Source organism: Methylomonas albis (assembly GCF_014850955.1).
GTDB classification, from domain to species: domain Bacteria; phylum Pseudomonadota; class Gammaproteobacteria; order Methylococcales; family Methylomonadaceae; genus Methylomonas; species Methylomonas albis.
Genome location: NZ_JACXSS010000001.1, coordinates 1,394,984 through 1,418,829, shown reverse-complemented (window position 1 = coordinate 1,418,829; position 23,846 = coordinate 1,394,984). Strand labels below are relative to the sequence as shown.

General features: G+C 51.6%; 23 protein-coding genes and 1 pseudogene. 17 read left to right on the top strand and 7 right to left on the bottom strand.

All coding sequences use genetic code 11. The features are described from left to right. The first annotated feature begins 380 nt into the window (after positions 1-380). The 3 genes and pseudogenes from EBA_RS06570 (at position 381) to EBA_RS06560 (ending at position 2,828) form a co-directional block, all read left to right on the top strand. Complete coding sequence (locus EBA_RS06570) at positions 381-962, top strand: hypothetical protein (protein WP_192373905.1); 582 nt, start codon at positions 381-383, stop codon at positions 960-962. Positions 963-1,116: 154 nt separating this feature from the next. Then, positions 1,117-2,189, top strand: a pseudogene (gene queG, locus EBA_RS06565) (tRNA epoxyqueuosine(34) reductase QueG). A 117-nt stretch (positions 2,190-2,306) separates the two neighbouring features. After that, positions 2,307-2,828, top strand: a complete 522-nt coding sequence (locus EBA_RS06560) for a putative metalloprotease CJM1_0395 family protein (protein ID WP_192373904.1) — start codon at positions 2,307-2,309, stop codon at positions 2,826-2,828. On the opposite strand, the gene EBA_RS06555 is transcribed toward EBA_RS06560, so the two are convergent. Both EBA_RS06555 and EBA_RS06550 read right to left on the bottom strand, forming a co-directional pair. After that, positions 2,829-3,098 carry a PilZ domain-containing protein gene (locus tag EBA_RS06555; protein WP_192373903.1) on the bottom strand — a complete coding sequence of 90 codons (270 nt, stop codon included), beginning with the start codon at positions 3,096-3,098 and terminating at the stop codon, positions 2,829-2,831. An 87-nt stretch (positions 3,099-3,185) separates the two neighbouring features. Then, positions 3,186-4,442: a glutaredoxin family protein gene (locus tag EBA_RS06550; RefSeq protein ID WP_192373902.1), complete on the bottom strand. Its 1,257-nt coding sequence runs from the start codon at positions 4,440-4,442 to the stop codon at positions 3,186-3,188. Positions 4,443-4,601: 159 nt separating this feature from the next. Between EBA_RS06550 and mrcB the strand changes: the two genes are divergently transcribed. Together mrcB and lolA are read left to right on the top strand one after the other, a co-directional pair. After that, a complete protein-coding gene (mrcB, locus tag EBA_RS06545; RefSeq protein WP_192373901.1) occupies positions 4,602-6,929 on the top strand; it encodes a penicillin-binding protein 1B in 2,328 nt (775 codons plus the stop codon). Between the two features lie 2 nt (positions 6,930-6,931). Further along, a complete protein-coding gene (gene lolA / locus EBA_RS06540) occupies positions 6,932-7,558 on the top strand; it encodes an outer membrane lipoprotein chaperone LolA (RefSeq protein WP_192373900.1) in 627 nt (208 codons plus the stop codon). A gap of 6 nt (positions 7,559-7,564) precedes the next feature. Here the strand turns inward: lolA and EBA_RS06535 are convergent, their stop codons facing one another. From EBA_RS06535 to EBA_RS06520, 4 genes are read right to left on the bottom strand one after another with little or no spacing between them, the layout of a single operon-like run. Further along, positions 7,565-9,349 carry a sigma-54-dependent Fis family transcriptional regulator gene (locus EBA_RS06535; RefSeq protein WP_192373899.1) on the bottom strand — a complete coding sequence of 595 codons (1,785 nt, stop codon included), beginning with the start codon at positions 9,347-9,349 and terminating at the stop codon, positions 7,565-7,567. Between the two features lie 36 nt (positions 9,350-9,385). Continuing rightward, on the bottom strand, positions 9,386-12,034 hold the full coding sequence (locus tag EBA_RS06530; RefSeq protein ID WP_192373898.1) for a response regulator: 2,649 nt from the start codon (positions 12,032-12,034) through the stop codon (positions 9,386-9,388). After that, positions 12,031-12,489, bottom strand: coding sequence for a hypothetical protein (locus EBA_RS06525; protein ID WP_192373897.1), 459 nt, complete (start codon positions 12,487-12,489; stop codon positions 12,031-12,033). The genes EBA_RS06530 and EBA_RS06525 overlap by 4 nt, the downstream gene beginning before the upstream one ends. Continuing rightward, complete coding sequence (locus EBA_RS06520) at positions 12,486-13,616, bottom strand: hypothetical protein (RefSeq protein ID WP_192373896.1); 1,131 nt, start codon at positions 13,614-13,616, stop codon at positions 12,486-12,488. Before EBA_RS06520 ends, EBA_RS06525 begins: the two co-directional genes overlap by 4 nt. A gap of 627 nt (positions 13,617-14,243) precedes the next feature. Here EBA_RS06520 and EBA_RS06515 point away from each other — a divergent pair. From EBA_RS06515 to EBA_RS06470, 10 genes are all read left to right on the top strand, one after another. Further along, a complete protein-coding gene (locus EBA_RS06515; protein ID WP_192373895.1) occupies positions 14,244-14,432 on the top strand; it encodes a hypothetical protein in 189 nt (62 codons plus the stop codon). A 220-nt stretch (positions 14,433-14,652) separates the two neighbouring features. After that, positions 14,653-14,961, top strand: coding sequence for a hypothetical protein (locus EBA_RS06510; protein WP_192373894.1), 309 nt, complete (start codon positions 14,653-14,655; stop codon positions 14,959-14,961). A gap of 183 nt (positions 14,962-15,144) precedes the next feature. After that, positions 15,145-15,318 carry a hypothetical protein gene (locus EBA_RS06505; RefSeq protein ID WP_192373893.1) on the top strand — a complete coding sequence of 58 codons (174 nt, stop codon included), beginning with the start codon at positions 15,145-15,147 and terminating at the stop codon, positions 15,316-15,318. Between the two features lie 126 nt (positions 15,319-15,444). Next, entirely contained in the window at positions 15,445-16,449 is a 1,005-nt protein-coding gene (gene dusA / locus EBA_RS06500; RefSeq protein ID WP_192373892.1) for a tRNA dihydrouridine(20/20a) synthase DusA, read from the top strand. A 39-nt stretch (positions 16,450-16,488) separates the two neighbouring features. Then, complete coding sequence (gene folE, locus EBA_RS06495; protein ID WP_192373891.1) at positions 16,489-17,034, top strand: GTP cyclohydrolase I FolE; 546 nt, start codon at positions 16,489-16,491, stop codon at positions 17,032-17,034. A 2-nt stretch (positions 17,035-17,036) separates the two neighbouring features. Beyond that, positions 17,037-18,020: a ferrochelatase gene (hemH, locus tag EBA_RS06490; RefSeq protein ID WP_192373890.1), complete on the top strand. Its 984-nt coding sequence runs from the start codon at positions 17,037-17,039 to the stop codon at positions 18,018-18,020. A gap of 32 nt (positions 18,021-18,052) precedes the next feature. After that, on the top strand, positions 18,053-19,645 hold the full coding sequence (locus EBA_RS06485) for a MutS-related protein (RefSeq protein ID WP_192373889.1): 1,593 nt from the start codon (positions 18,053-18,055) through the stop codon (positions 19,643-19,645). Continuing rightward, a complete protein-coding gene (gene purT, locus EBA_RS06480) occupies positions 19,642-20,838 on the top strand; it encodes a formate-dependent phosphoribosylglycinamide formyltransferase (protein WP_192373888.1) in 1,197 nt (398 codons plus the stop codon). The genes EBA_RS06485 and purT overlap by 4 nt, the downstream gene beginning before the upstream one ends. A 25-nt stretch (positions 20,839-20,863) precedes the next feature. Beyond that, on the top strand, positions 20,864-21,439 hold the full coding sequence (locus tag EBA_RS06475) for a lytic transglycosylase domain-containing protein (protein ID WP_192373887.1): 576 nt from the start codon (positions 20,864-20,866) through the stop codon (positions 21,437-21,439). Beyond that, entirely contained in the window at positions 21,440-22,303 is an 864-nt protein-coding gene (locus EBA_RS06470) for an HDOD domain-containing protein (RefSeq protein WP_192373886.1), read from the top strand. Between the two features lie 37 nt (positions 22,304-22,340). On the opposite strand, the gene EBA_RS06465 is transcribed toward EBA_RS06470, so the two are convergent. Next, positions 22,341-22,919 carry a Maf family protein gene (locus EBA_RS06465; protein ID WP_192373885.1) on the bottom strand — a complete coding sequence of 193 codons (579 nt, stop codon included), beginning with the start codon at positions 22,917-22,919 and terminating at the stop codon, positions 22,341-22,343. Positions 22,920-22,972: 53 nt separating this feature from the next. Between EBA_RS06465 and EBA_RS06460 the strand changes: the two genes are divergently transcribed. Both EBA_RS06460 and rpmF read left to right on the top strand, forming a co-directional pair. Further along, complete coding sequence (locus EBA_RS06460; protein WP_192373884.1) at positions 22,973-23,491, top strand: YceD family protein; 519 nt, start codon at positions 22,973-22,975, stop codon at positions 23,489-23,491. 1 nt (position 23,492) lies between these two features. Further along, positions 23,493-23,675 (top strand): 50S ribosomal protein L32, encoded by a 183-nt coding sequence (gene rpmF / locus EBA_RS06455; RefSeq protein ID WP_192373883.1) that lies wholly within the window; start codon positions 23,493-23,495, stop codon positions 23,673-23,675. The last annotated feature ends 171 nt before the right edge of the window (positions 23,676-23,846 follow it).

Here is a 23,846-nt window from a genome sequence, read left to right as displayed (position 1 = left end):
TCAATAGAGCCATGAAAATGAGCTTACAATTTTGGCGTTTCATCGTAATGCCCAGCAAGTTAATAAACTGTTAACCATAGATCCACCGGAAAATAATTATCAACATAATAACCGATTGATTATAAAAGAATTTATTATTCTAACCATCATAAGCGACAGTTGGCTACGACAGGCAACAAACAAGCTGCCGCCATTGAATCAGATTGAACGATAGTCCACAACCGGTCACCTTTTGTCGATTGCTAGAAGATCCAGAGATCCCATCACAGAAAAAACTACCGAAAAATACTCTGTCAAGCCGCGCCGAACATCATTTTACGGACAATCCATCAGGCCGGGTATGTCACAATTGCCCCACTAAATCGATGCGGAGCAAAACCATGCGCCAATTTCTATTAATCATCATGACACTGCTTGCGCTAGGCGGCTGCGCGTCGGAATCCTGCGATAAGGATGTCGTCGGCATCCTCAACCCCAATCAAACCAGCGCGAAGTTGCTGATGGATTACGCCAAGACCGCCGTGTGTAAAACCGATTCAACCGGCACAGCAAAGCCTACGACAGTTGACGAGGAGCGTAAGCTGGTGTTGATTTACGATCTGTACGTTAAAGCCAGAAGTTATGCGATTTTAAACAAAGTGTTTTTCTGGTTGTCGCTGGTTTCGGCGGTGGCGGTGTTTTTGTGGCCATCGTTGGGCGTGTTATTAAAAGACCGCCTGGGCGAGCGCGAATGGTATAAATCCGCGATTGTGCAAACTACGGTGACCGGCATAGCCGCGTTGATGTTTGCGTTTTACAGCCAATACAAAGACAAGCAAACCTACACGGAAAACCTGATGCGCTATGCGGTGTTTTCCGACAAACCGGTGGACGAATTAAGCCAAAAAGTGATCGAGGAAATCGGCAAAATTGATATTGGCTTTAGTTTTAGCGGGGTGTTTGACAAGAAGGAAGACAAATAATCGTGCGCCCTTATGTCTCCGCGAGACACACTAACGGATAGGGTCAACGACCTTTGCCATTGTTAGCGTCTGGGTTTCGGCAAGCCATGCCGGAAATACACACGTTAATTTGTAATCGACTTCTCCAACTGTTTGAGGTTGCGTAAATTTGAACATAAGCGCTATTCCCGTCGATGACCGTATACAACTGGCCCAACACATCAAACGCTGGGGCGAGGAATTGGGGTTTCAGCAGATCGGCATCAGCGACACGGATTTAAGCGCCGCCGAACAGCATCTGCAGCAGTGGCTGGATAAGGGCTTTAACGGCGAGATGCAATACATGGCCGCACACGGTTTAAAGCGTAGCCGACCGGCATTATTGCAGGCAGGCACCCGCAGCATTATCTCGGCGCGGATGGATTATTTGCCGGAACCGTCGGCAGCCAGCAAACAATTATTGGATGACCCGGCCGCAGCGTTCGTATCTCGCTATGCCTTGGGTCGTGATTATCACAAGCTGCTGCGCAATAGATTGCAAAAACTGGCGGACAAAATCGCCGAGGAGATTGGCCCGTTCGGCTACCGTGCGTTTGTCGATAGCGCTCCGGTACTGGAAAAAGCTATTGCGGAAAAAGCCGGTCTGGGCTGGATAGGCAAACACAGCAATTTGATCAACCGCCGCGCCGGCTCCTGGTTTTTTTGGGCGAAATCTATACCGATCTGGCCTTACCCAGCGATGAAGCGGCCAGCAATCATTGCGGACAATGCCGCGCCTGCCTGGATGTTTGCCCCACGCAAGCCATCGTCGGCCCGTACCAGGTCGATGCCCGGCGTTGCATATCGTATTTAACCATCGAACTGCACGGCAGCATTCCCGTGGAATTACGGCCCTTGCTGGGTAATCGCATCTACGGTTGCGACGATTGCCAGTTAGTTTGCCCGTGGAACCGCTTCGCCAAACTCAGTGCGGAAAGCGATTTCAAACCCCGGCATCGATTGGATCAGTCGACTTTAATCGAATTGTTTCATTGGACCGAAGCTGAATTTCTGCAAAAAACCGAAGGCTCGGCGATCCGCCGCATCGGCCATCTGCGCTGGCTGCGCAATATTGCCGTGGCGCTGGGCAACGGTCAGCCCACACCTACGGCCAAAGCGGCTTTGACAGATAAATCCAGTCACGATTCGCAGATGCTGCGCGAGCATATACAGTGGGCTTTAGAGAAACTGGACAATCTGAACATTTAGCGACGGGGACGAGACTGTAGCAAAAACCCAGGCTAAATGGACGCCAAACACTTGAACTGGCATGAAGTCAAGGTGTATTCTAGGAACCAGTTAAAAAAAATCCGCTCGAGGCCAAACATGCTGGTCACCGCATCTTCCAATCAAACCCCGCTATATCGGCTAACCGGCCGCAGCCTTGCCACGCCCACCGCCCAAACGCCTGTCGAACCCATTGCACAAACCGCAAAAAGCGGAAGCGCCGAATCCGACCAATATAGCCCGGAACAGCTAAGCCAAATTGCCGAGCTCAAAGCCCGCGACCAGGAAGTGCGTACTCACGAACAAGCTCATCTTAGTGCCGCCGGCAGTCTAGCGCGTGGCGGGGCACATTTTAGTTATGTGACCGGCCCGGATGGACTACGTTACGCCGCCGGCGGCGACGTTAGCATAGATGTTTCGGAAGAACCGGGCGACCCGCAAGCCACCATACGCAAAGCGGAAACCATCCGCCGTGCAGCATTAGCGCCGGCCAATCCATCAGGCCCGGATCAAAGCATCGCCGCCAAGGCTGCCGCAATGGCAAATAAGGCCCGCGGGGAATTGTTAAATTCGCAAAAACAACCCAGCGCTAACGGCAAGCTCATCGACGTTACAGCCTGATCAACGCGATGCAAACTCCAAGCCAAATCCGACATCGGGCTCCACTCTCACCACAATAGCCGTTTGTATCGGCGCATCGTCGAATTCGGTGGTCTGTACCTCCACGACCGCGCCAATCGGTGGAATTAAGTCGTTGGCGCACAGTAAAAACAAGCCAGTCTCGGAAAAATCCCGCATATCTACAACCATGGCCACTGCTGAAGCCGGCACCGTCACTCTGATTTTGGCACGATGCTTTAGGCGCGGGTGCCTGCGCTTGTTATCAATCACGAATTCTCCTAGATCGTTTCGGTTTTAAGGCAAGTGCTAGTATGAAAGCATGCTGCGTTCAAACGGCAGGCCGCCGGCAACCCCCGTCTACCCGACAAAATCCCGCAAAAATAAATATAGCCCCAAACCCACCATCACCAAGCCGCTAAGCAATTTCAGCCAACGGCCTTCTTTTTCCTGCAAGCGATGTTGACTTAAAGTGACGATACCCACACCCAACACTATAATGTCATCCAACATGTAAGCCAGATTGTACAGCAATAAGTAGCCGTAATAGTCCAACCCACGCAATTCCCTCAGGGTGAGGATACGTGTATATAAGGCGGGAAACCCCGACGTACACAGCAGCTCTACAATCTGCACCAGCAAGGCCAGCACCACAGCGCCCAGCATCGCGCCCAGCAGATTTTCAGCTTGCAAAATCCGCCGCATCCGGTTGTAGATGCCGGGTTTGGCCGAGGCAGGAATCGACAAAGAAACACCCACGCCAAATGCCCAAAAATCTTTCAGATTAATAGCACCGGCCAACAACGCGATGCCGGCAATAGCCAACTCCGAGGCCCGCGATAAGCCGATCAATAAAAACAGATTCAACCAGGCGGCCATGAACACGAAATAAGCCAATCCCTCAACCACCACGAAAGTGCCGGCCACCGCGATCATCCTCGGTCGATTATGCATAGGCGCCAACATCGAAATCATCAGGATCAACACCCACATCGAGCAAGGATTAAAACCATCCAACAAACCCATGGCTAGGGTAAACGCCGGTAAACCGACTTCTTCAAGATCAATGCGCTGACCAAACAGATGCACGGCAAACACTTCGGCCTTGGTTGACACCGATTGGCTAACCGGCACATCGCAAGATTCACTGGTCTGCACTTCGCAGCTACCAGCCTCCGCGTTGGCCGTCTGAGTTCGCCGAACACCAGCGCCAGCGCGTAAAGCATTGCGTATCAAATCGCTGCTGCCGGCCTCTTCCGAGTAACCGACGATATACTCGCCCCGCACTAAAAATGTCGGCAATCTGACGGGCCCGGCTTGCCGGGATTCTGCAAGCCGCTGCAAACGTTCCAGGGCTGCCGGCATTTGGGAAATATTGCTAAGGACTATCCGCAAATCGGGTTGCTCGCCTTGCAAAACCGCCAAAAACAGTTCGGCTTGCTGACAATGCGGACAACCATCACGCACAAAAGCCTCAATATCCACCGGGCTTTCGGCGGTATTGTCGGCGCCGAAAGCCGGCATTGTCGCCAGCGATAGTAACAGCGCCAAACCAAAACCCATCAGTATCGACGATAACTGGGCCGGCCATTCCGGAAAGCTTTTCAGTGTTAGCACTCGTCTATCCTCCTCAATAGTTCCAGCAATATGTACGGAAGCGCTCATTTTATTAGATAATAACAAGTTAAATGAATCCACCGACCCAGCAGGTGCGATTTCCGCTCCATTCACACTGCCTGCCGCTAAATGCCGGTGGCGAGATCAAATACCGACTTAATGCCTAGACGACCCAGAAGCAGTAAATCGACCGTTAGACGCAGAAAATCGAAGCCCCAAGCATCATGGCTGAAACGCTCGCTTGTTTCGCTAGTGTTAATAGCGGTTTTCGTACTAGCGGCATATGTCAGTTACCTCGATTACACGGTACGCGAACAATTCGAAGGCAAGCGTTGGTCCATTCCAGCCCGGGTTTATGCCAGCCCTGTCGAGCTGTACGCCGGTTACGAAATCTCCAGTAAAAATCTGGAAGACCTGTTGCTGGAATTGCATTATCGCCAGGATTATCAACTGGCCGGAGAAGGCTCTTACTACGGCAAAGGCGGCCAGATCAACATCCGCACCCGCGCTTTCAATTTTGGCAACACGCCCCAGGAAAGCCGCAAAATCAGCGTTAGTTTCACTAGCGGCGGCATCGCCGGCATAAGCGACTCCGGTACTGGCGAAAGCTTGGCCATCGTCCGCATGGACCCGGTGCAAATCGGCAGTTTTTACCCAACCCGCAAAGAAGACCGCATTCTGATTAAGTTGGACGAAGCGCCGCAAACCCTGGTGCAAGGCCTGCTGTCCACGGAGGATAAGGATTTCTACAACCATTTCGGCATCTCGCCCAAGGGCATCGTCCGGGCCATGTGGTCCAACGTCAAAGCCGGCGGCATGGTGCAAGGTGGTAGCACCATCACCCAGCAATTGGTGAAAAACTTTTTCCTGAATCCTAAGCGGACGCTACGCCGCAAGCTGAAAGAAGCCTTGATGTCTTTTATTCTGGAATATCGGTATAGCAAGGACGAAATTCTGGAGGCTTATCTAAACGAAATCTTCCTGGGCCAAGACGGCGCCAGCGCGGTGCATGGCTTTGGCTTAGCCAGCGAATTTTATTTTGGTCAATCCTTGAAAACCCTGAACCTGCAGCAAGTCGCCACTTTGGTTGCGCTGGTGCGTGGGCCTTCGGAATACGATCCACGCCGCAATCCGGAACATACGCTGGAGCGCCGCAACATCGTGCTGGATGCGATGCACACTGAAGGCTTTATCGACGAACAGCAAGCGAGCGAAGCAAAGAAACAACCGTTAGGGGTGGCCACGGTAATTCATCGCTCCGCCAACCGCTATCCGGGTTTTATCGATTTGGTCAAACGGCAACTCAAGCAGGAATATAAAGAAGACGACCTGACCTCGGAAGGCTTACGCATCGTCACAACGCTTGACACCCGCATTCAGGACACGCTGGAAAAATCCATCGCCAGCAAGCTGAAACACCTAGAGAAAAGTCCGAAAAGTAACGATTTGGAAACCGCCGCCATTGTTACCCGCCGTGACAGTGGTGAAATTGTCGCCCTCGCCGGCGGCCGCGACGCCGAGGACACCGGCTTCAATCGCGCTTTGGACGCGGTGCGGCCGATCGGTTCGCTGATTAAACCGGTCGTTTATTTGACCGCACTGGAATACCCGGACCGCTACACCATCGCCACGCCGATCAGCGATACCCGCCTGGAAATTCCAGCCGAAAGAGGCAAAACCTGGTCGCCGGACAACTACGACAATCAGGAACACGGCGTCGTGCCGCTGCATAGTGCCCTGGCCCACTCCTACAATATGGCTACGGTGCGGATTGGCATGGACATCGGCTTGGCCAAAGTCGCCAATACCTTAAAAAGCATGGGCGTCAGCCGGCCGGTGGATTTGTTCCCGTCCTTCTTGCTGGGCGCACAACCGCTGACACCGCTGGAAGTTACCCAGTTGTATCAAACCCTGGCCGGGGACGGTTATGCAACGCCGCTCCGTTCGATCCGCGCGGTCAATGCCGCCGACGGCAAGGCGCTGCAAAGTTATCCGTTTACCGTGCGGCAAGCAGTCGATCCGGCTGCCAGCTTTATCACCAACACCATTTTGCAGGAAGTGATGTACGCCGGCACCGGCCATTCTGCTTATAACTATCTACCGCAAAACATGGCTTTGGTCGGCAAAACCGGCACTACCAACCAGTTGCGCGACAGCTGGTTTGCCGGCTTTAGCGGCGATTTTCTCTCCGTAGTCTGGGTTGGCCGGGACGACAACAAACCCACCGGGTTGACCGGTGGAACCGGTGCCTTACAAATCTGGTCCGAGCTGATGCGCCAAGTGTCGAAGAAGCCGGTCAGCCTGGTACCACCCGACAATGTGCAAATGACCTGGATCGACGCGACCAGCGGCTTGCTCAGCAATGAGGGCTGCCCCGGCGCAAAACTAATGCCTTTCGTGGATGGCTCGGCACCCAGCCAGTTTGCCGACTGCGGAGCAAGTCCGGAATCCGGCGAAAGCTGGCTTAATAACCTGAACCCTTTTTAACTATGTTTCTTAAACACATTTTTGCTCTGGTTTTCCTGATCGCCACCGCTCATTCAGTCCAGGCCGACGATGCGCCGATTACCCGACTGAAAAGCTTTTTAGCCAGCAGTTCTTCCTTGGCGGCGGATTTCAAACAAATCAGTTTCGATAAAAGCGGCCGTCCCGCGCAAAATAGCTTTGGCAAGTTTTATCTGAGCCGGCCCGGTAAATTTCGTTGGAATTACCAAAAACCCTTTGTACAAGAGATTGTGTCCAATACCGGTAAAGTCTGGTTTTACGATGCCGATCTGGAGCAAGTGACGGTAAAGCAGCTCGACGACTCGCTAGGTTCGACCCCGGCCTTACTGTTGACCGGCGAAGTAAATATTGAGGAAAAGTTCATCCTGCAAGAACAAGGCAAAGAGGACGACGGGATGAATTGGGTGAAACTATCACCCAAGAACGAAGAAAGCGGGTTTAAATACATCCTGATCGGCTTGAACGGCAACCAGTTGGGCGGTATGGAGTTAAGCGACAATTTCGGCCAACTAACCCGCATTTATTTTTCCAACATCCAGCTCAATCCCAAGCTGGACGACGCCTTGTTTAATTTCAAAGCGCCGAAAGGCGTGGATGTATTTGAAAACTAGTCTGTATCAGGCCGGTTTACTAATCCCCAGCTTTTCCATCCGCGAGCGCAGAGTAGTGGAAGGTACGCCCAAAATCTTCGCGGCGCCCTGATTGCCGGCAATCCTCCAGGAGGTCGCGTCCAACGCTTTCAGAATATGGGCGCGTTCGGCTTCGTCCAGGGTGACAATCGGCGCAGCGGTGGGCGCACCGACCCCTATCACATTCACGCAATCGACAGCGGCCAGTTGACTGCCTTTGGTTAAAATCACCGCGCGCTCGATGATATGTTGCAGCTCGCGAATATTGCCGGGCCAGAAATAGCTTTGCAGATCGGCCATCATCCGTTCCGGAATCGATTGTATTTTCTTGCCGAATTTCGCCGCGTACTTATCGATGAAATGTTTCACCAAAAACGGCACGTCTTCCTTGCGCTCACGTAGCGGCGGCAGATTGATGGGAAAGACATTCAGACGGTAATACAAGTCGGCCCGAAATTTACCCTGCTGCGAAAACTGCGCCAAATCCCGGTGAGTGGCGGCGATTACCCGCACATCACAGGTCAGCGTTTGGGTACCACCTACCCGCTCGAACTCGCCTTCCTGTAAAACTCGCAACAGTTTGGCCTGCATTTCCAGCGGCAATTCGCCGATTTCGTCCAGAAACAAGCTGCCGCCGTTCGCCAATTCAAAACGGCCCAATTTACGAGCAATCGCACCGGTAAACGAGCCTTTTTCGTGACCGAACAATTCGCTTTCGGCCAAGTTTTCCGGGATCGTCGCGCAATTCAATTTCACCAAGGTTTTGTCTTTGCGAGCACTGAGATTATGAATCGCCCGTGCAATCAATTCCTTACCGGTGCCAGTCTCGCCGGTGATCAACACTGTCGCGTCGGTACTCGCTACCTGTCTCACCAGATCCATGGCTTGATGCAATGCCGGGGAGTTGCCGATCAATTCTTCGCCATCCCGACTGGCCAAGACTTCTTCTTGCAAATAAAGATTAATCCCCCGCAAGGTGTTGCATTCCGCTTCCGCCTGCTGCCGGGCTTTGCGTTCGTTGATGTCGCGCAGAATCAGAATAAAAAGCTTCTGGCCGATGGCTTCCACTCTGGAAATCGTCGCTTCGATGGGGAAACTGCTCTCGTCGGCCCGCACCGCATTCATACCTTCAGAGACCCAGATGGCCTGATCCGCCGGCACGCCATTACGAAAATTAGTCAGGGTTTTGTAAAGCTCGGGTGACAAAAACCGATCTACCGCCCGGCCGATGTTATCGACTGCTTTACAACGAAACATCTGTTCGGCAGCCGTGTTGAACAAGGTAATCCGCCCTGCTTCGTCCAGCGTCAGAATCGCATCCATCGCGTTTTCGAAAATCCGCGACAGGCGCTGCTCTTTTTCTTGCAACTCCAGCTTCAACTTTTGCAGAGTGAGGTGGGTTTGCACGCGGGCAATCACCTCTTCGTATTGAAACGGCTTGGTGATGTAATCCACCGCGCCCACTTGAAAACCCTTCAACTTATCGGCGGTATCCGCCAAGGCCGTCATGAATAACACCGGAATATCGCGGGTCGTCGGAATGGTTTTCAAGGTCTGACAAACGGTAAAGCCATCCATACCCGGCATCAGTACATCCAGCAAAATCAAGTCCGGCAACTGCGCCACGGCTTGCACTAAAGCCACTTCCCCGGATTCCGCACGTAACACGTCAAACCCGGCTTCATCGACCAAGCCGGCCAACTCTTCTAAATTAACCGGGTTGTCATCCAGCATCAAAATTAACGGTTTATCGCGCTGCCGCTTATGAGTCACGCATTTCTCCTTAACCTATCCGAACAACTGACAGTATCATTCCTGAAATTCATGTAAATAATCCTGAATGGCCGGCTCCAGCCGGATACTCGCTTGCTGCAGTAGCTCGTAGCTGGCGGCGGCATCGATAAAGGCGGCCTCGTGGCCCATCGTTTCCAGTTGCTGGGCGACCTTGCCGAACGGAAAGGCGCCGATGCTGTTGGCGGAGCTTTTTAGGGTATGCGCGGAAAGTCGTAATAAATCCGCATCCTGGCGTTGTATCGCGTCGGCCATGTCATTCAACAACGGCGTGGACTGTTCCTGGAACAAGGTCATCATTTTGCATAACATTTGTTGTCGGCCGCGCACTCGATTTAAAGCTTGTTGCCAATCGAGCGCCGGCTCGGCCAGTATCACCGACGCCAGGCTATTGTTATTCGCTTGCTCTGTTCCCGCCATATTCCAGCACTCCACCATTGCCAACAAATCCTGCTCTTGCACCGGCTTGGCGATATAGTCGTCCATACCGGCGGCCAAGCAGCGTTCCTTATCGCCTTTCAAGGCATGTGCGGTCATCGCGATGATGCGCATGTGTTCGCCGGTAAGGCGCTCCTTATCCCGGATGGCTTCGGTAGCCTGAAAGCCATCCATTACCGGCATCTGTACGTCCATTAAGATCAGATCGAATAAGCTATCCATAGCCAATAAATCCAGCACTTCTTGACCGTTGTTGGCCACCTTCACGATATGGCCGCGTTCTTCCAGCAACACCACCGCCATGTATTGGTTAACCGGATTATCTTCCGCCAACAAAATCCGCAATTTGCGTGGCGGCTCGGCCAATGCTGTTGGCGACGCTTCAGAGGCTTTGGCCGATTTACCCAGTGCCGACTGGATGGCATTCCATAATTCGGAATGTTTGACCGGTTTGCGCACGTACAAATTAATCCCTAAATCGTGGCAGCGTTCGCAATCATCAGGCCGGTCGGCCGACGATAGCATCATGATGGTTACCGGCTCGAAGCGTTGATCTTCTCTGATGGCTTGCGCCACCATAAAGCCGTCCATGATAGGCATCATCGCATCGAGTAGAATCAGCGCATAGGCTTCGCCCGACTCCGCCATATTCTGCAGCGCAATGATAGCAGCCTCACCACTATCGACCGTGGTCGGCCGCATACCCCAATGATTCAGGATTTCCGAAAAAACCCGCAAATTGATGAGATTGTCATCCACGATCAGCACCGGCAAATTTTTGACATCTATCAGGGGTTGAAAAGGGGCATCGAGCTCGCTTTTAGTGTGCCTGTCAAACACCGCGGTAAAGAAAAAAGTGCTGCCTTTATGCTCCTCGCTTTCCAGCGACAAATGCCCACCCATCAATTCCACTAAGCGTGAAGAAATCGACAAACCCAAACCGGTGCCGCCGAATTTTCGCGTCGACGACGCATCGATTTGCGCGAACGCTTCGAAAATAAGCTGTTGTTTATCCGACGAAATGCCAATACCTGTGTCGCTAACCGCAATCTGTAAGCAGACTTTATTTTCGTCGACCGTTTCAGGTTTGACTTGCACCACGATTTCGCCGTGCTGAGTAAATTTGATGGCATTGCCCACCAAATTGATAATCACTTGATTCAAGCGGCCAATATCGCCGATCAAATCGTCCGGGGTTTCCGGATCGATGCGCAGCATCAACTCCAGGTTTTTTTCGTGGGCGTGGCCGCCCAACAGTTTTAAGGTGTCGCCAAGACTCTCCCGCACTTTAAAAGGCGCATGGTCAAGCTCGAGTTTGCGGGCCTCGATTTTAGAAAAGTCCAGAATATCGTTAACAATACGCAGCAAGGCATCCGCCGAGCTGTTCGCCATTCCCAGAAACTCGCGCTGCTGCGGGGTAAGCTCGGTGCGCAAGGCCAAGCCTATCATGCCGATGATGCCATTCATCGGCGTGCGGATCTCGTGGCTCATATTTGCTAGAAATTCGCTCTTGGCACCGGCCGCTTGCAGCGCCGCATCGCGGGCGGAAAGCAAAGCTTGGCGCATTTTTTCCAAATGCTCGGCCAGCGCCGCCACTTCGGTGATCTTTGTGCCTGAATTAAATTGCCCGGTGTGATTGCCGGCGGCGATTTGTTCGGCTTCGTCGCGTAAACGTTCCAGCGGCTTAACCAGTTTGCGCCCAAACAAACCCACTACCAACAGGGTCAAGCCCATGTAAATGGCCACAAAATAGGCACTGCGCTGGTAGATGGTGGTAATGTCGCGTTGAATTTGCCGCTCGTCGTAACCCAGTCTTAACATCGCCAGCGAGCCGTCTTCAGGATTCAGAATCGGCACAGCCAGAAAATAAATATCGTCGTCGTGCTCGCCGAAGAAAAAATCTTCTTGAAACTGCTGCTGAGCGTTGAGTTCAATGTCCGCGCGAATATTACCGCGCTCCGTGGCGATTTCCGCAAACGCCAAACGGCCGTTCAATAGAAACTCACCTAGCAGACCTTGTAATTCGCCGGTTTTGGTATGCTCCAGCCGCGGCGTGACTAGGTTGCTGAACAGTAAGGCATCAGACCTGACGTAATTGACAAACTGCGCTTCCAAACTGGGTTTAATCACCCGATAAATGCCGAATAACAACACCGGCACCAGCACCAAATGAATACCGACCACCGCCAGAATCATTCGGCCATTAAAACTATGAAAAAACCGACTCATTCCAGCGCTCCTTGCCATAACACATTAACCGCTTTAAGGCCTTGATTTGCACTGACTTGATCCTCCCACAAATATGTCACCGTGCCGGGATTCTGCTGCAAGGTGTCAACCAAGCTCTTTAGGTCGTTAAAACTTGCCGGACGTTTACCGCCTAGGCGAAAAACCACCGAAATTGTCTGACTTTCATAAGCATTGGCCGACATAAACGCCACTTTTTGCAGAAATACTTCGAAAATTAACGGATCGCTGATGTTCAATAACGGCACGGGGTGCTCGCCGTCCTTCTCCAGCGGCACACCCAGAAACAATTTTCTAGCCTCCTGCACGGTTAAAGGCGGCATTGATGAGTTTGCGCTGGTGGCCAATACCAGGGAGTGGCGGGTGATGGCAGATAGACTCTGCGCACCGAGCAGTAATATCAAACCAACCATACCAAGGCCACGGAGCATTTTCATGGAAACACCGCGCTCCATTGAAACATCACTTGCCCGAAATGATCGTCGCGCAGATGATCCCGCGAGGCTTCAATCTTTAAGGCGTTGGTGTGATTAAGTTTGTAGCGTACGCCACCGAGAAACCTATCTTCCACAAATTTGGGAAACATTGCCAAGTACGGGTCATGACTAGCGCCAAAGCTACCCTCTACCCTACCCACCAAGGTCCAAGTCTGATCGACCGCCCACTCGACTTGCCCGTAAGCACTGAGAAAGTCGTCCTGAGTTCTGGCGCCCAACGGACTTTCCAAGGTATTGTTCACATAGACAATTTCGCCTAATAGGCGTACCGATTGGATTTGCTTATTGGCGTAGGCACTGGCGACAAATTGATTAACGTTTTTAACCGCCAGTTCGTCGGAGTGAATTTGGTTATACGCCCCGGAAATGCCAAATTCGTCGACACCGTAGCTGATAGGCTGATAGCCCAATCGAAACGTCACGCCGGGCCGACGCGATCCGCCCGGCTCAATCAAATTGAAGGCTTCCAAGCCTTTATTGATTTGCGGGCCTGCACCAGCACCAACCGAGTAATATAAACCGCCCTCGCTCAGATCATGAACACCTTCCCATAAAAACCCGGTCAAATGGTTGGGTATCACGCCACCGGCCGTTTCGAAAGCCATAATGCCGGGGCGGGAAATAGTGGTCTGTAGAAAACCGCCGTGGTGGAACTGCATGTTCCAGTAACCGATCGGGTTGTGAAAACGACCCAGCCAAAGAGTGGCTTCTTCGCCCACATGCATGCCTAACTGGAATCTCTCCAGATTATGGGTTTTGGTGCTGACCAGCCATTCGCCGAGAAACCGAAAGCGCTGATAGTCGGTGGTGTAAAACACGTTAATCTCGGGAATAACGTCGCTATCGCTAAGTTTTTTCCGAGGCTCTTGATCAAAACGCACGATACTGGTCAAAGCGGGAAACAACAGAAAATCGCCCGGCAAGCCACTGGCACTCTTGCTGGACATATGATCCATGTGACCGGCAGCAGCAGCCATGGCGGGGATAATAATCGCGAATCCGCAGAGCAAATAAACGATAGCGCCGCTTAGCGTTTTAAGTTTGGCTGGATAGTATCGTTGCCGCATGCTTGCTCTCTAGCATTTAATCGGTAGGATACGGACACTACCTAGTTAAGTGAGGATCTCGTCCCGATAGAATTAAAGTGAAAGGTATCACATATTATTGAACAGTTGACGATATTTCGTCAAAATTTAATCGCAAAAACGCCTGCACTATGTCGCCCCAAAACAAAGCGGAGCGGCAACCCAGATTAACTACGATTTGCCCAACAACCTGTTAATCCCGCCCTTGCATATCACCGCTCCCGTGCTGCGGTGATGACCATACCGACACCCAAAAACTCACCGCTGGGTACCGACGTTAAATTCAGGGTATGTCATCAATGACCAACTAAAGCCTCTAACGCCGTAGGATCATCGACCCGCTTTAGATAACTTATACGGCATTTCGTAACCGATACGATATTTAGTGCTGAAATCAACAATTAACTGTGTATTTTTTCACTACTTCTCACCATTGCTAGGCCATAAAATATCACGTAAACAACTAGTTACAATACTTTTGGCATAAGCGTATCTGCAGTGGCATTTATTTTGCGTTTGATAGCACATCTCTCCCAGTGAAGGAGGGCTGGACGCCAAGCAAAACCATAGTCCGTTATTTCCAATTATTCCGATTACGAGGCGATCACCATGAAAATTCTCCAGCAGCTTACTCGTTGTAAAAGATGCGGCGACTTATTGTCAGCCCATGAAAAATCAGATACCGACAACGCAGGCCTTTGTGCCTTCTGCAGCCAGATGCACAGTGAAGCACTGGAAATTTACCAAGAAATGCATGCAAAAAATCACGTAGAGAAAATTCGCTTCAGATTGGTTTAAGCATGGTCTTGTTATAAATCTGGCGGCTCATCAATGGACTGCGGCCAATAACTATCGTTAGGCATGACATTTTGTGAATTGGATCGGTGTCCTCTGTTACCGGCGTTCAGAGCGAAATCCTTGGCACCGTTTACCCAACCGCCCATAGCTGTATGAGCATTAAAAACTTGGAATACGCTGCTTGAAAATATTTTATAAGCTCAACCTTAGGAGACAAATTATGAATTCTCAAGAAATCCTGAAAACCTGTGTACGTGAACTGAAACGTTGCGGCATAAGCTTTGTGCTGATCGTTATTGGCGTATTTCTGGCCACCCATAACGCCCCTGCCGCCTCTATGCCAAAGCAGAACCAATGCGTGGGCAGTATGGAAATAATTAACGCTCTTGCCTCGCGGCCAATCAAATCGGGGGCTCGCTCTATGGTCCAGCCCGTCGGCAATTCGCTCCATCGGTTTTATACCAAGCAATCGAACAGCAAATGTGTTGGCAACCCGATCCAGAGCAAAGCCAGCAAACAATATAAATAAGCACTTATTGGCAATCTACATAATATTGCAACGTCCACAAGGACAAACCGGATAGCCAATCCGAACCCACAATAGCTCGACAACAATATTTCAATTCGGAAACGAAGATTTTCGCGCCCCCTCCTAGCGCTATTTACCGACTACACGTTAGCTTTTGGCATGACCTAACATCCGCAGGGCAATATGAATCCGACAAGCCTGACCAGAATTAAGTGCGCGATAGTTTTTATCGTATTTATATTGTTCAGTATCGGCCCGGTCCCGATTACCAGCAGCATCGGTTTGTACGTGGTAATTTTTCGACCACGCTGGTTTAAAGAGTTGGTCAACAAGATTTACACCGACAAAGCCGACTAATTATTTCCCCATCCTTTCAAAACCGTTCTTTCCGCCGTCATCACAGGCTTCTTTCACACAGCCATTTTTATTCAGTCCGACGCAGTATAGAATTTAAAGCGTACTTCCCAACTAGCAAAACAATCGATGACCGCTGACCGCGACCATGTTCGACCCAAAGCCGACACAAATTTAGCCTGTAGATTCTCCGTAGCTCCCATGTTGGATTGGACTGACCGGCATTGTCGGTTTTTCCATAGAACCCTATCGCAACATGCCTTGCTATACACCGAGATGGTCACCAGCGGCGCCATTTTACATGGCAATCGCGACCGGCATTTACAGTTCGATAAGGCAGAACAAGCCGTTGCTTTGCAACTGGGCGGTAGCTGCCCGGCTGATCTCGCCGAGTGCGCGAAGATTGCACAAGACTATGGCTACGACGAAATCAATCTAAATGTCGGCTGCCCCAGCGACCGAGTACAGAACGGTCGCTTCGGTGCCTGCCTGATGGCGGAACCACAGCTGGTGGCAGAATGCGTGGCGGCAATGCGGCAAGCGGTATCCACGCCGATAACGGTGAAATCGCGGATTGGTATCGACGATCGCGACTCTTATGAAGAGCTGACACATTTCATAAGTACGGTAGCTGCAGCCGGTTGCGAAACATTTATCGTGCATGCGCGTAAAGCCTGGTTGTCCGGGCTGTCTCCCAAGCAAAATCGTGATGTACCGCCGCTACGTTACGATCTGGTGTTTCAACTGAAGCAAGATTTTCCTGAGCTCAAGATCGTCATCAACGGCGGCATCAATTCCTTGGATAGTTCGCTGGAATTATTGGAGCAAGTCGATGGCGTAATGCTGGGCCGAGAGGTGTATCACAACCCGTATTTATTGGCCGAGGTGGATCAGCGCCTATTCAACGACGCGCATCCGATCAAGTCGCGGCAAGAGACAGTATTGGCCTTATTACCGTATATCGAACAACAATTACAGCAAGGCGTGAGACTACATTGCATGGCCCGCCACATTCTGGGCCTGTTTCACGGCGTCGATGGCGCACGGGCTTGGCGGCGCCATCTCAGCGAAAATGCCACGCGTTTTGGAGCCGATAGCCAGGTGATTTTGGACGCCTTAGAATTTACAGTTTGATGCTGTATACTCACGACATTTTTTTACTCGGGGGCGGCAATGGAAGAATATTTCTCCAAAATCATTCAGGCGATAGGCGAAGACGTGAATCGGGAAGGTTTGCGCGACACGCCAAAACGTGCCGCAAAAGCCTTTAAATTCCTAAATAACGGTTACGAAAAAACCCTGGAAGAAGTACTGAACGGCGCGATATTTCAAGCAGACACCGAAGACATGGTGATCGTGAAAGACATCGAGCTTTACTCCTTATGCGAGCATCATCTGCTGCCCTTCATAGGTAAATGCCATATTGGTTATCTACCGCAAGGCAAAGTCTTAGGCTTATCCAAACTCGCGCGTATCGTTGATATGTACGGTCGCCGGCTGCAAATCCAAGAACAATTGACCCGGCAAATCGCCAAGGCGGTGGAAACGGCCATAGACGCCCGCGGCGTGGCGGTGGTCATCGAAGCCAAGCATTTGTGCATGATGATGCGCGGGGTGGAAAAACAAAACTCCGTAATGACCACTTCAGTAATGCTGGGGATTTTCAGGGAGGAAATCAGTACCCGCTCCGAATTTTTAAACCTGATCAACCGTAAATAATCATGACCGAAACCGGCGCAAAAATGACCGGGGTGTTACTGGTCAATCTGGGCTCTCCCGCCACCCCCAAAACCGGCGATGTGCGCCGTTTTCTGCGCGAGTTTCTCGGCGACCCGCGGGTAGTTAATCTGCCCAGACCGTTATGGTGGCTGATTCTGAATCTGTTTGTGCTGCCGTTTCGGCCCAAAAAATCGGCGCATGCCTATCAATCGATCTGGACCGAGCAAGGCTCGCCCTTAATCGCATTCACCGAAAAGCTAACCGCCAAGTTGCAAGGTTTTACGGGTGTAGACGGCACCAATTTAGTCATCGACTGCGCGATGCGCTACGGCAAGCCGGCCTTGAGGGAGAAACTGCAAAATTTTCATAAACAAGGCGTCCACGAAATCGTCATCCTGCCGCTATACCCACAGTATTCATCCACCACCACCGCCTCGATTTTCGACGTGGTTGCCGAGGAATTCATCAGCTGGCGGCACATGCCCGGCCTGCACTTTATCAGCGACTTTCATCAACACCCCAGTTACATCGAAGCCTTGGCGCAATCGGTGCGCCAACATTGGCAAGCCAATGGTCAGGCTGAATTGCTGCTGCTGTCGTTTCACGGTTTACCGGTTAAACTGAGCGAATGGGGCGACCCGTATTTCCATCAATGCCAAACCACCGGCCGCCTGCTCGCCGAGCAATTGGGATTGGACGCTCAACAATGGCAACTGGTATTTCAATCGCGTTTCGGCAAGGCCGAATGGCTGAAACCTTATTGTGTGGAAGTGTTGCAAAACCTGCCGAAGCAAGGTGTCAAAAACGTGGACGTGATTTGTCCGGGATTCTCGGTAGACTGTCTGGAAACGTTGGAAGAGATAGCCATTGCCAACCAGGATATTTTTCTGGAAGCCGGCGGCGAGACTTATCGCTATATTCCGTGTTTAAACGACAGCGACGCTCATGTCGAGGTGATGCTAGATTTAATCAAAACCGTGCACTGAATAAAGCGCGGCTAATAAAAACCGGGGGCAACATGCAACAAAACATTTTACAAAGCTGGAATGACGAATGGCCGGCGGTGCGCACCAGCAAGCCCTTAGCTACCGGTGACGGCGTGATTGATCAGGGTGCGTTTAACACCATAGAAGTTGACGAGCTATTCGATTACGTCAACTATGCCACTACCACCGCGGGTAAAACCGTGCTGTATCGTTCGCTGAGCCGACCCTTGGACGATCTCGAGGCGATAGCCGCGAAACAAGCCGCGGTTCGGGAAATTCAAGACAATCCCGATGTGCGCGCCAATGTCGAAAACATTATCGCCAATGCCACCGCCTCGGAGAATAGACTCTATTTATTGCTATTCGGCGAGTTTCTGGGCGGCTTCGGCACCGCTCGCGAAGACCATCAAATCGAAGGTTATGGCTACAAACAATATAAGCGCGGCGTGCGCGTGGTATTGAATCTGGTCGGCGCGATCTACAACTCCGGCAAGCCACAAAGCCCTTACCTGCAAAGCGTATTCGAGAAAATCGGCAATTTTTCGCACAGCAACGAATATTCGCTGATGGTCGGCCCGGTTTATAACAGTGAAAAAGGCCTGCAGAGCAAGGAAGAGCGCAAAAATTCCTTCTCGCCAGCAACGATCTTCCGGCCCACTCTATTCAAACCCATGTTAATCGGTTTGTTGATCGCCGCGATCTGGGGCCTGACGCAAATCTTCCCCACCGATATTTTTCAGGTCACGCGCGACGGTTTATCGGTGGCTTCGGTGTTTTTCCTGCCCTTGGCACTGGCCTATATTCCGGTAATCGGCGGCTACGATAGAGATAACTGCATTATTCCGCTAAGGAATATTTATAAAAACTCGCAAGCGCTGGGCGACATGCTGGACGGCCTGGGCCAACTTGACGAATTGCTGGCCTTCATCAAATACGCCGAAGATTACGGTAGCGAAATGGTGCTGCCGGACATGAACGGTAGCGAACGCCACCAGCTCAAACTAGTTGCCGCGAAAAATCCGGTACTGGGCCAAAAAAATCCAAGCTATGTCGGCAACGATTTCAGCATGGACGACGAGCGCCTGGTGTGCGTAACCGGCCCCAACAGCGGCGGCAAAACCGCATTTTGCAAAACCGTCACGCAGATTCAATTGCTGGCGCAGATCGGCTGTTTCGTACCGGCCCAAGCTGCCAGCTTGAGTGTCGCAGACCGGATTTTCTATCAATGCCCGGAGATCAGTCACCTCGACGACGGCGAAGGCCGCTTCGGCACCGAACTGAAACGCACCCGCGATATTTTCCTGGCCAGCACGGCTAAAAGCTTGGTCGTGCTTGACGAAATGGCGGAAGGCACTACCTTTGAAGAGAAAATGCAGTCATCTATCGACGTGCTGGACGGTTTTTACCGCAAAGGCAATAGCACCATTTTAATTACCCACAATCATCAATTGGTGGATGAATTCGTGAAGAGAAAGATCGCAGTACCCAAACAAGTGGAATTCGCCGACGACTTGCCGACATTTAAATTGGTAGCCGGCATTTCCAGAGTCAGCCATGCTGACCGGGTCGCAAAGAAAATCGGCTTTTCCAAACAAGACATCGATAACTATTTAGCAAAATCATGAAAATAGGTACGCCGGACAGCGCCAGCGCCACCAAAGCTCTATTACTGGGCAGCGGCGAATTGGGAAAAGAAATAGCCATCTCCTTGCAACGCTTCGGCGTGGAAGTGATTGCAGTTGATCGCTATGCCGGTGCGCCCGCCATGCAAGTGGCGCACCGCCACCATGTGATCGATATGACCGATGCTGCAGCGGTAAAACAGTTGATTGCCGCCGAGCAGCCGAATTACATCATCCCCGAAATCGAAGCCATCGCTACCGAGGCGCTGGCGGAGATAGAAGCTCAAGGCCAAACCACCATAGTGCCCAATGCCAGAGCCATTCAATTAACGATGAACCGCGAGGGTATCCGCCAACTGGCCGCTGCGGAACTCGGGCTACCGACCTCGAAATACGCGTTCGCCGACACATTCGAACAACTCAAAGCCGCCGTCGATAACGGCATTGGCTACCCTTGCTTTATCAAGCCGACGATGTCCTCGTCCGGCAAGGGCCAATCCATGGTGAAAAGTGCCGACCAACTGCAAACCGCGTGGAATTATGCCAAAGCCGGCGGCCGGGCAGATACCGGCAAAGTCATCGTCGAAGCCAAGATAGACTTTGATTTTGAAATTACCTTGCTGACGGTACGCGCGCTGGATAGCGACGGCCAGGTGCAAACCTATTTCTGCGAACCTATCGGCCATCGTCAGGAAAACGGCGATTACCGGGAAAGCTGGCAGCCGCAGGTGATGAGTGACAAGGCTATCGAACTGTCTCAGCAAATTGCCGCCAAAGTGACCACAGCCTTGGGCGGTTTGGGTTTATTCGGTGTGGAATTGTTTATCGACGGCGATCAAGTCTGGTTTAGCGAAGTCAGCCCCCGTCCGCACGACACCGGCATGGTGACCATGGCCAGCCAGCGGCAAAGCGAGTTTGATTTACATGCCCGCGCCATACTGGGCTTGCCGGTGCATACTGAGTTGGACAAAACCGCCGCCAGCGCAGTCATTTTGGGCGGCATAGACGCTAAATCGATTAGCTATCAAGGCCTGGACAAAGCCTTGGCGATTACCGACACCGACATCCGCCTATTCGGCAAACCGGAAGCTTTTGTGACAAGACGCATGGGCGTGGCGCTCGCCACCGCTGATACTGTCAGCAATGCCCGCGCCAAAGCAGTTCAGGCGGCCAGCCTGATTAACGTTACTCAATGAGTTGAGTCCGTTAAAGGTGACTGCGATGAAACCCCTCCTGATCACCATTTTATCCCTAGGATTAATCGCGGATGTGGCGGCGGATATTTTTAAATATACCGATCCCAGCGGCCGAGTGTATTACACCGACGAGCCCAAAAAAGGCTTCGATTACCGCTTGATCATCCGCACCCGGCCGCGTACTTACAGCCGTGACCTAAAGTTCATGTCGGGCAATAAGCTTAAATTCAATGACTTGGTTGCCAAGGCGGCGGCCAAGCACCAAATGGACCCAAAACTGCTGCACGCGGTGATTCAAGCCGAATCAGCCTATAACCCCAACGCCGTATCGTCAGCCGGCGCGGTGGGCTTGATGCAATTAATGCCTGATACCGCGCGCCGTTACGGTGTTACCGACCGGCGCGATGCCGAGCAGAATGTCGACGGCGGCACCCGTTATTTGAAAGACTTGCTGGCCATGTTCAACTCCAATTTAACCCTGGCGGTGGCCGGTTACAATGCCGGCGAAGGCGCGGTGATGAAATACAATAACAGCGTGCCGCCCTATCCCGAAACCCGCAATTATGTGCAGCACGTCATGTCGCTGTATCGGAAAAGTTAATTGAAAGCGGCTGCTATTAAGCAATTGATTGCCGGCTCGATCGAACTATTCTCCCTGCCCGACATTTATTTCCAACTCAGCGAGATGATCCGCGACCCGCGTTTCTCGCTGGCCGACATTGGCAAGGTTATCGCCAAAGACCCGGCCCTGAGTGCGCGCTTGTTACGCGTGGTAAATAGCCCTTTCTACGGTTTTCAAGCCAAGATCGACACCATTTCCCGCGCCGTTACCGTTATCGGCATAGACGACTTAAGTAATCTGGTACTTGCAACCAGCGTAGTTGACCGCTTCGGGAAAATTCCCGACGAGCTGATTGACATGACATCCTTCTGGATGCGTAGCATACATTGCGCAGTAATAGCGCGCCTGCTGGCAAAATCCAGCGCAGTACTGCAAACCGAAAGACTGTTTTTGGCCGGCTTGCTGCACGACATAGGCTCGCTGCTGCTGAGTCAAAAAATGCCCGAGCAATATCTGCGCGTATTGCTTGCCGCAGACCACAATCGCGCCTTGCTGGCCGGCTTCGAACAAGAACTGATTGGTTTCACTCACGCCGAGGTCGGCGGGGAATTGCTAAAAACCTGGGGCTTACCGGCGTCCCTTTACGAAACAATAGGCTGCTATCTTAACCCTGCCGATGCTCACGCACACAAATTGGACACGCATTTACTGCATATGGCAGCCCGTCTGGTCGATAGTGACCAACAAGCCGATGGCCTGGAAATAGCTATTGCGGAGTTTTCCAATCATTCCTTAACGCTTGTGCGTCTGACTCGAGAGCAAATCATAGTGATAATGGCGCAGGTGGAGGACGAGTTTTTGCAGATGTTTGAATTACTCGGCCCGAACAAGAAGTTTCATTAAATGCCGCCGGCTTAAGCAAACGCTTGCCTGAACCACATTAGAGAATATTGACGCCGAACTTTTCCAATAATCCCACCAGTTTTATCAACGGCAAACCGACCAAAGCATTCGGATCCTCGCCGACAACTCTATTAAACAGCGCGATGCCCAAGCCCTCGGACTTAAAGCTGCCGGCACAATCGAAGGGCTGATCCCGATCAATATAGTTTTGAATTTGGGATGACCCCAGCGTTTTGAAATACACGCTACAAACATCCAGATCGCTTAAGCGGCGACCCGTTGCGCTATTCAAAACACAGATGCCGGTATAAAATTGCACCACTCGGCCGGATTGCTTGGCAAGTTGTTGAAACGCTGCGTCGCGCCCACCGGGTTTTCCCAATATGTCTTGGTCCAGTGCCGCAACCTGATCGGAACCGATGATTAAATGATTAGGATGTGTTTTGCCGACTTCTTCAGCTTTGGCCATCGATAACCTGCTTACCAAAGCTGCCGGGGATTCGCCCGCTTGCGGGCTCTCATCGATGTCACTGCTGCAACTTAGAAAATCTAGACCCAGTTTTTCCAATAACTGGCGACGATATTTCGAACTAGAGGCAAGGACAATGGTGTTCATCGGCTAGTAGTGGGTTTGACGCAACAGTTAGTTATCTGTATGATTGTACAGTTATGTCAGACAAGTTTCCCGACCTTATTGATCCCGTACTCTTCGCCGAAAGACGAAGCGCTGTGTCCGGAGAATTAAAAATCGCTACTCTCGAGCGCTTGTCTGATAGCGTGATTGATCATGACGGCAGTGTTAACGTCAGGATCGAATTTGGTAAGGAAGGCAAACGCATAGTCGTTGCCGGCCATATCGAGGGTGTTGTGGAAGTACAGTGTCAATCTTGTTTACAAGCACTGACCTGGCCACTGGATATCGATTTTAAATTGGCTGTTGTCGCTTCGCTACAAGAAGAAAAGCAACTGAACGATTGCGAACCGTTATTGCTGGACGGCGACACCCTTTCGTTAAACGCGCTGGTCGAAGACGAAATCCTGCTGGCATTGCCCGACTACCCTCGGCATGAACACAATTGTCTCGCGCACAACCATTCGGAAGATGCCGATTACAGCGCAACAGATAGTCAGACTAAGGCTAACAACCCTTTTTCTGTTTTAGCAAAACTTAAAAAAACTGGAGATTGAAATGGCAGTACAAAAGAGCAAAGTATCGCGTTCCAGACGCGGTCAACGTCGTTCACACGATGCATTAGTCGGCAAAACCCTGGCTCAGGATCCGTTGACCGGCGAAACCCATCTGCGTCACCACATGACGCCGGACGGTTTCTTCAAAGGCCGTCAAATCATTGCCGGCAACAACGAAGATTAATCGTTTTAAACTGCCCTATGCCGACTCGCTGCCTATTCGCAAGACGAGTCGAGCAGCCCTCAGTCCAAGACCGGCCGCAAGCATCGCGTTTTCCAGCGCAATCGTCTGCACGACAGGCAGTAATATTTGATTTATCGATAGTCTCTGGGTAAGCCAACGCGTCACTGGACA

Excerpts from the sequence above, each read along its gene's own strand:
- EBA_RS06560 (WP_192373904.1), top strand. The coding sequence starts at position 2,307 with ATGCTGGTCACCGCATCTTCCAATCAAACCCCGCTATATCGGCTAACC.
- EBA_RS06530 (WP_192373898.1), bottom strand. The coding sequence starts at position 12,034 with ATGAGTCGGTTTTTTCATAGTTTTAATGGCCGAATGATTCTGGCGGTG.
- EBA_RS06525 (WP_192373897.1), bottom strand. The coding sequence starts at position 12,489 with ATGAAAATGCTCCGTGGCCTTGGTATGGTTGGTTTGATATTACTGCTC.
- EBA_RS06505 (WP_192373893.1), top strand. The coding sequence starts at position 15,145 with ATGAATCCGACAAGCCTGACCAGAATTAAGTGCGCGATAGTTTTTATC.
- folE (WP_192373891.1), top strand. The coding sequence starts at position 16,489 with ATGGAAGAATATTTCTCCAAAATCATTCAGGCGATAGGCGAAGACGTG.
- hemH (WP_192373890.1), top strand. The coding sequence starts at position 17,037 with ATGACCGAAACCGGCGCAAAAATGACCGGGGTGTTACTGGTCAATCTG.
- EBA_RS06520 (WP_192373896.1), bottom strand. The coding sequence starts at position 13,616 with ATGCGGCAACGATACTATCCAGCCAAACTTAAAACGCTAAGCGGCGCT.
- EBA_RS06465 (WP_192373885.1), bottom strand. The coding sequence starts at position 22,919 with ATGAACACCATTGTCCTTGCCTCTAGTTCGAAATATCGTCGCCAGTTA.
- EBA_RS06515 (WP_192373895.1), top strand. The coding sequence starts at position 14,244 with ATGAAAATTCTCCAGCAGCTTACTCGTTGTAAAAGATGCGGCGACTTA.
- EBA_RS06475 (WP_192373887.1), top strand. The coding sequence starts at position 20,864 with ATGAAACCCCTCCTGATCACCATTTTATCCCTAGGATTAATCGCGGAT.
- dusA (WP_192373892.1), top strand. The coding sequence starts at position 15,445 with ATGACCGCTGACCGCGACCATGTTCGACCCAAAGCCGACACAAATTTA.
- mrcB (WP_192373901.1), top strand. The coding sequence starts at position 4,602 with ATGCCTAGACGACCCAGAAGCAGTAAATCGACCGTTAGACGCAGAAAA.
- EBA_RS06570 (WP_192373905.1), top strand. The coding sequence starts at position 381 with ATGCGCCAATTTCTATTAATCATCATGACACTGCTTGCGCTAGGCGGC.
- EBA_RS06510 (WP_192373894.1), top strand. The coding sequence starts at position 14,653 with ATGAATTCTCAAGAAATCCTGAAAACCTGTGTACGTGAACTGAAACGT.
- EBA_RS06460 (WP_192373884.1), top strand. The coding sequence starts at position 22,973 with ATGTCAGACAAGTTTCCCGACCTTATTGATCCCGTACTCTTCGCCGAA.
- EBA_RS06485 (WP_192373889.1), top strand. The coding sequence starts at position 18,053 with ATGCAACAAAACATTTTACAAAGCTGGAATGACGAATGGCCGGCGGTG.
- purT (WP_192373888.1), top strand. The coding sequence starts at position 19,642 with ATGAAAATAGGTACGCCGGACAGCGCCAGCGCCACCAAAGCTCTATTA.
- rpmF (WP_192373883.1), top strand. The coding sequence starts at position 23,493 with ATGGCAGTACAAAAGAGCAAAGTATCGCGTTCCAGACGCGGTCAACGT.
- lolA (WP_192373900.1), top strand. The coding sequence starts at position 6,932 with ATGTTTCTTAAACACATTTTTGCTCTGGTTTTCCTGATCGCCACCGCT.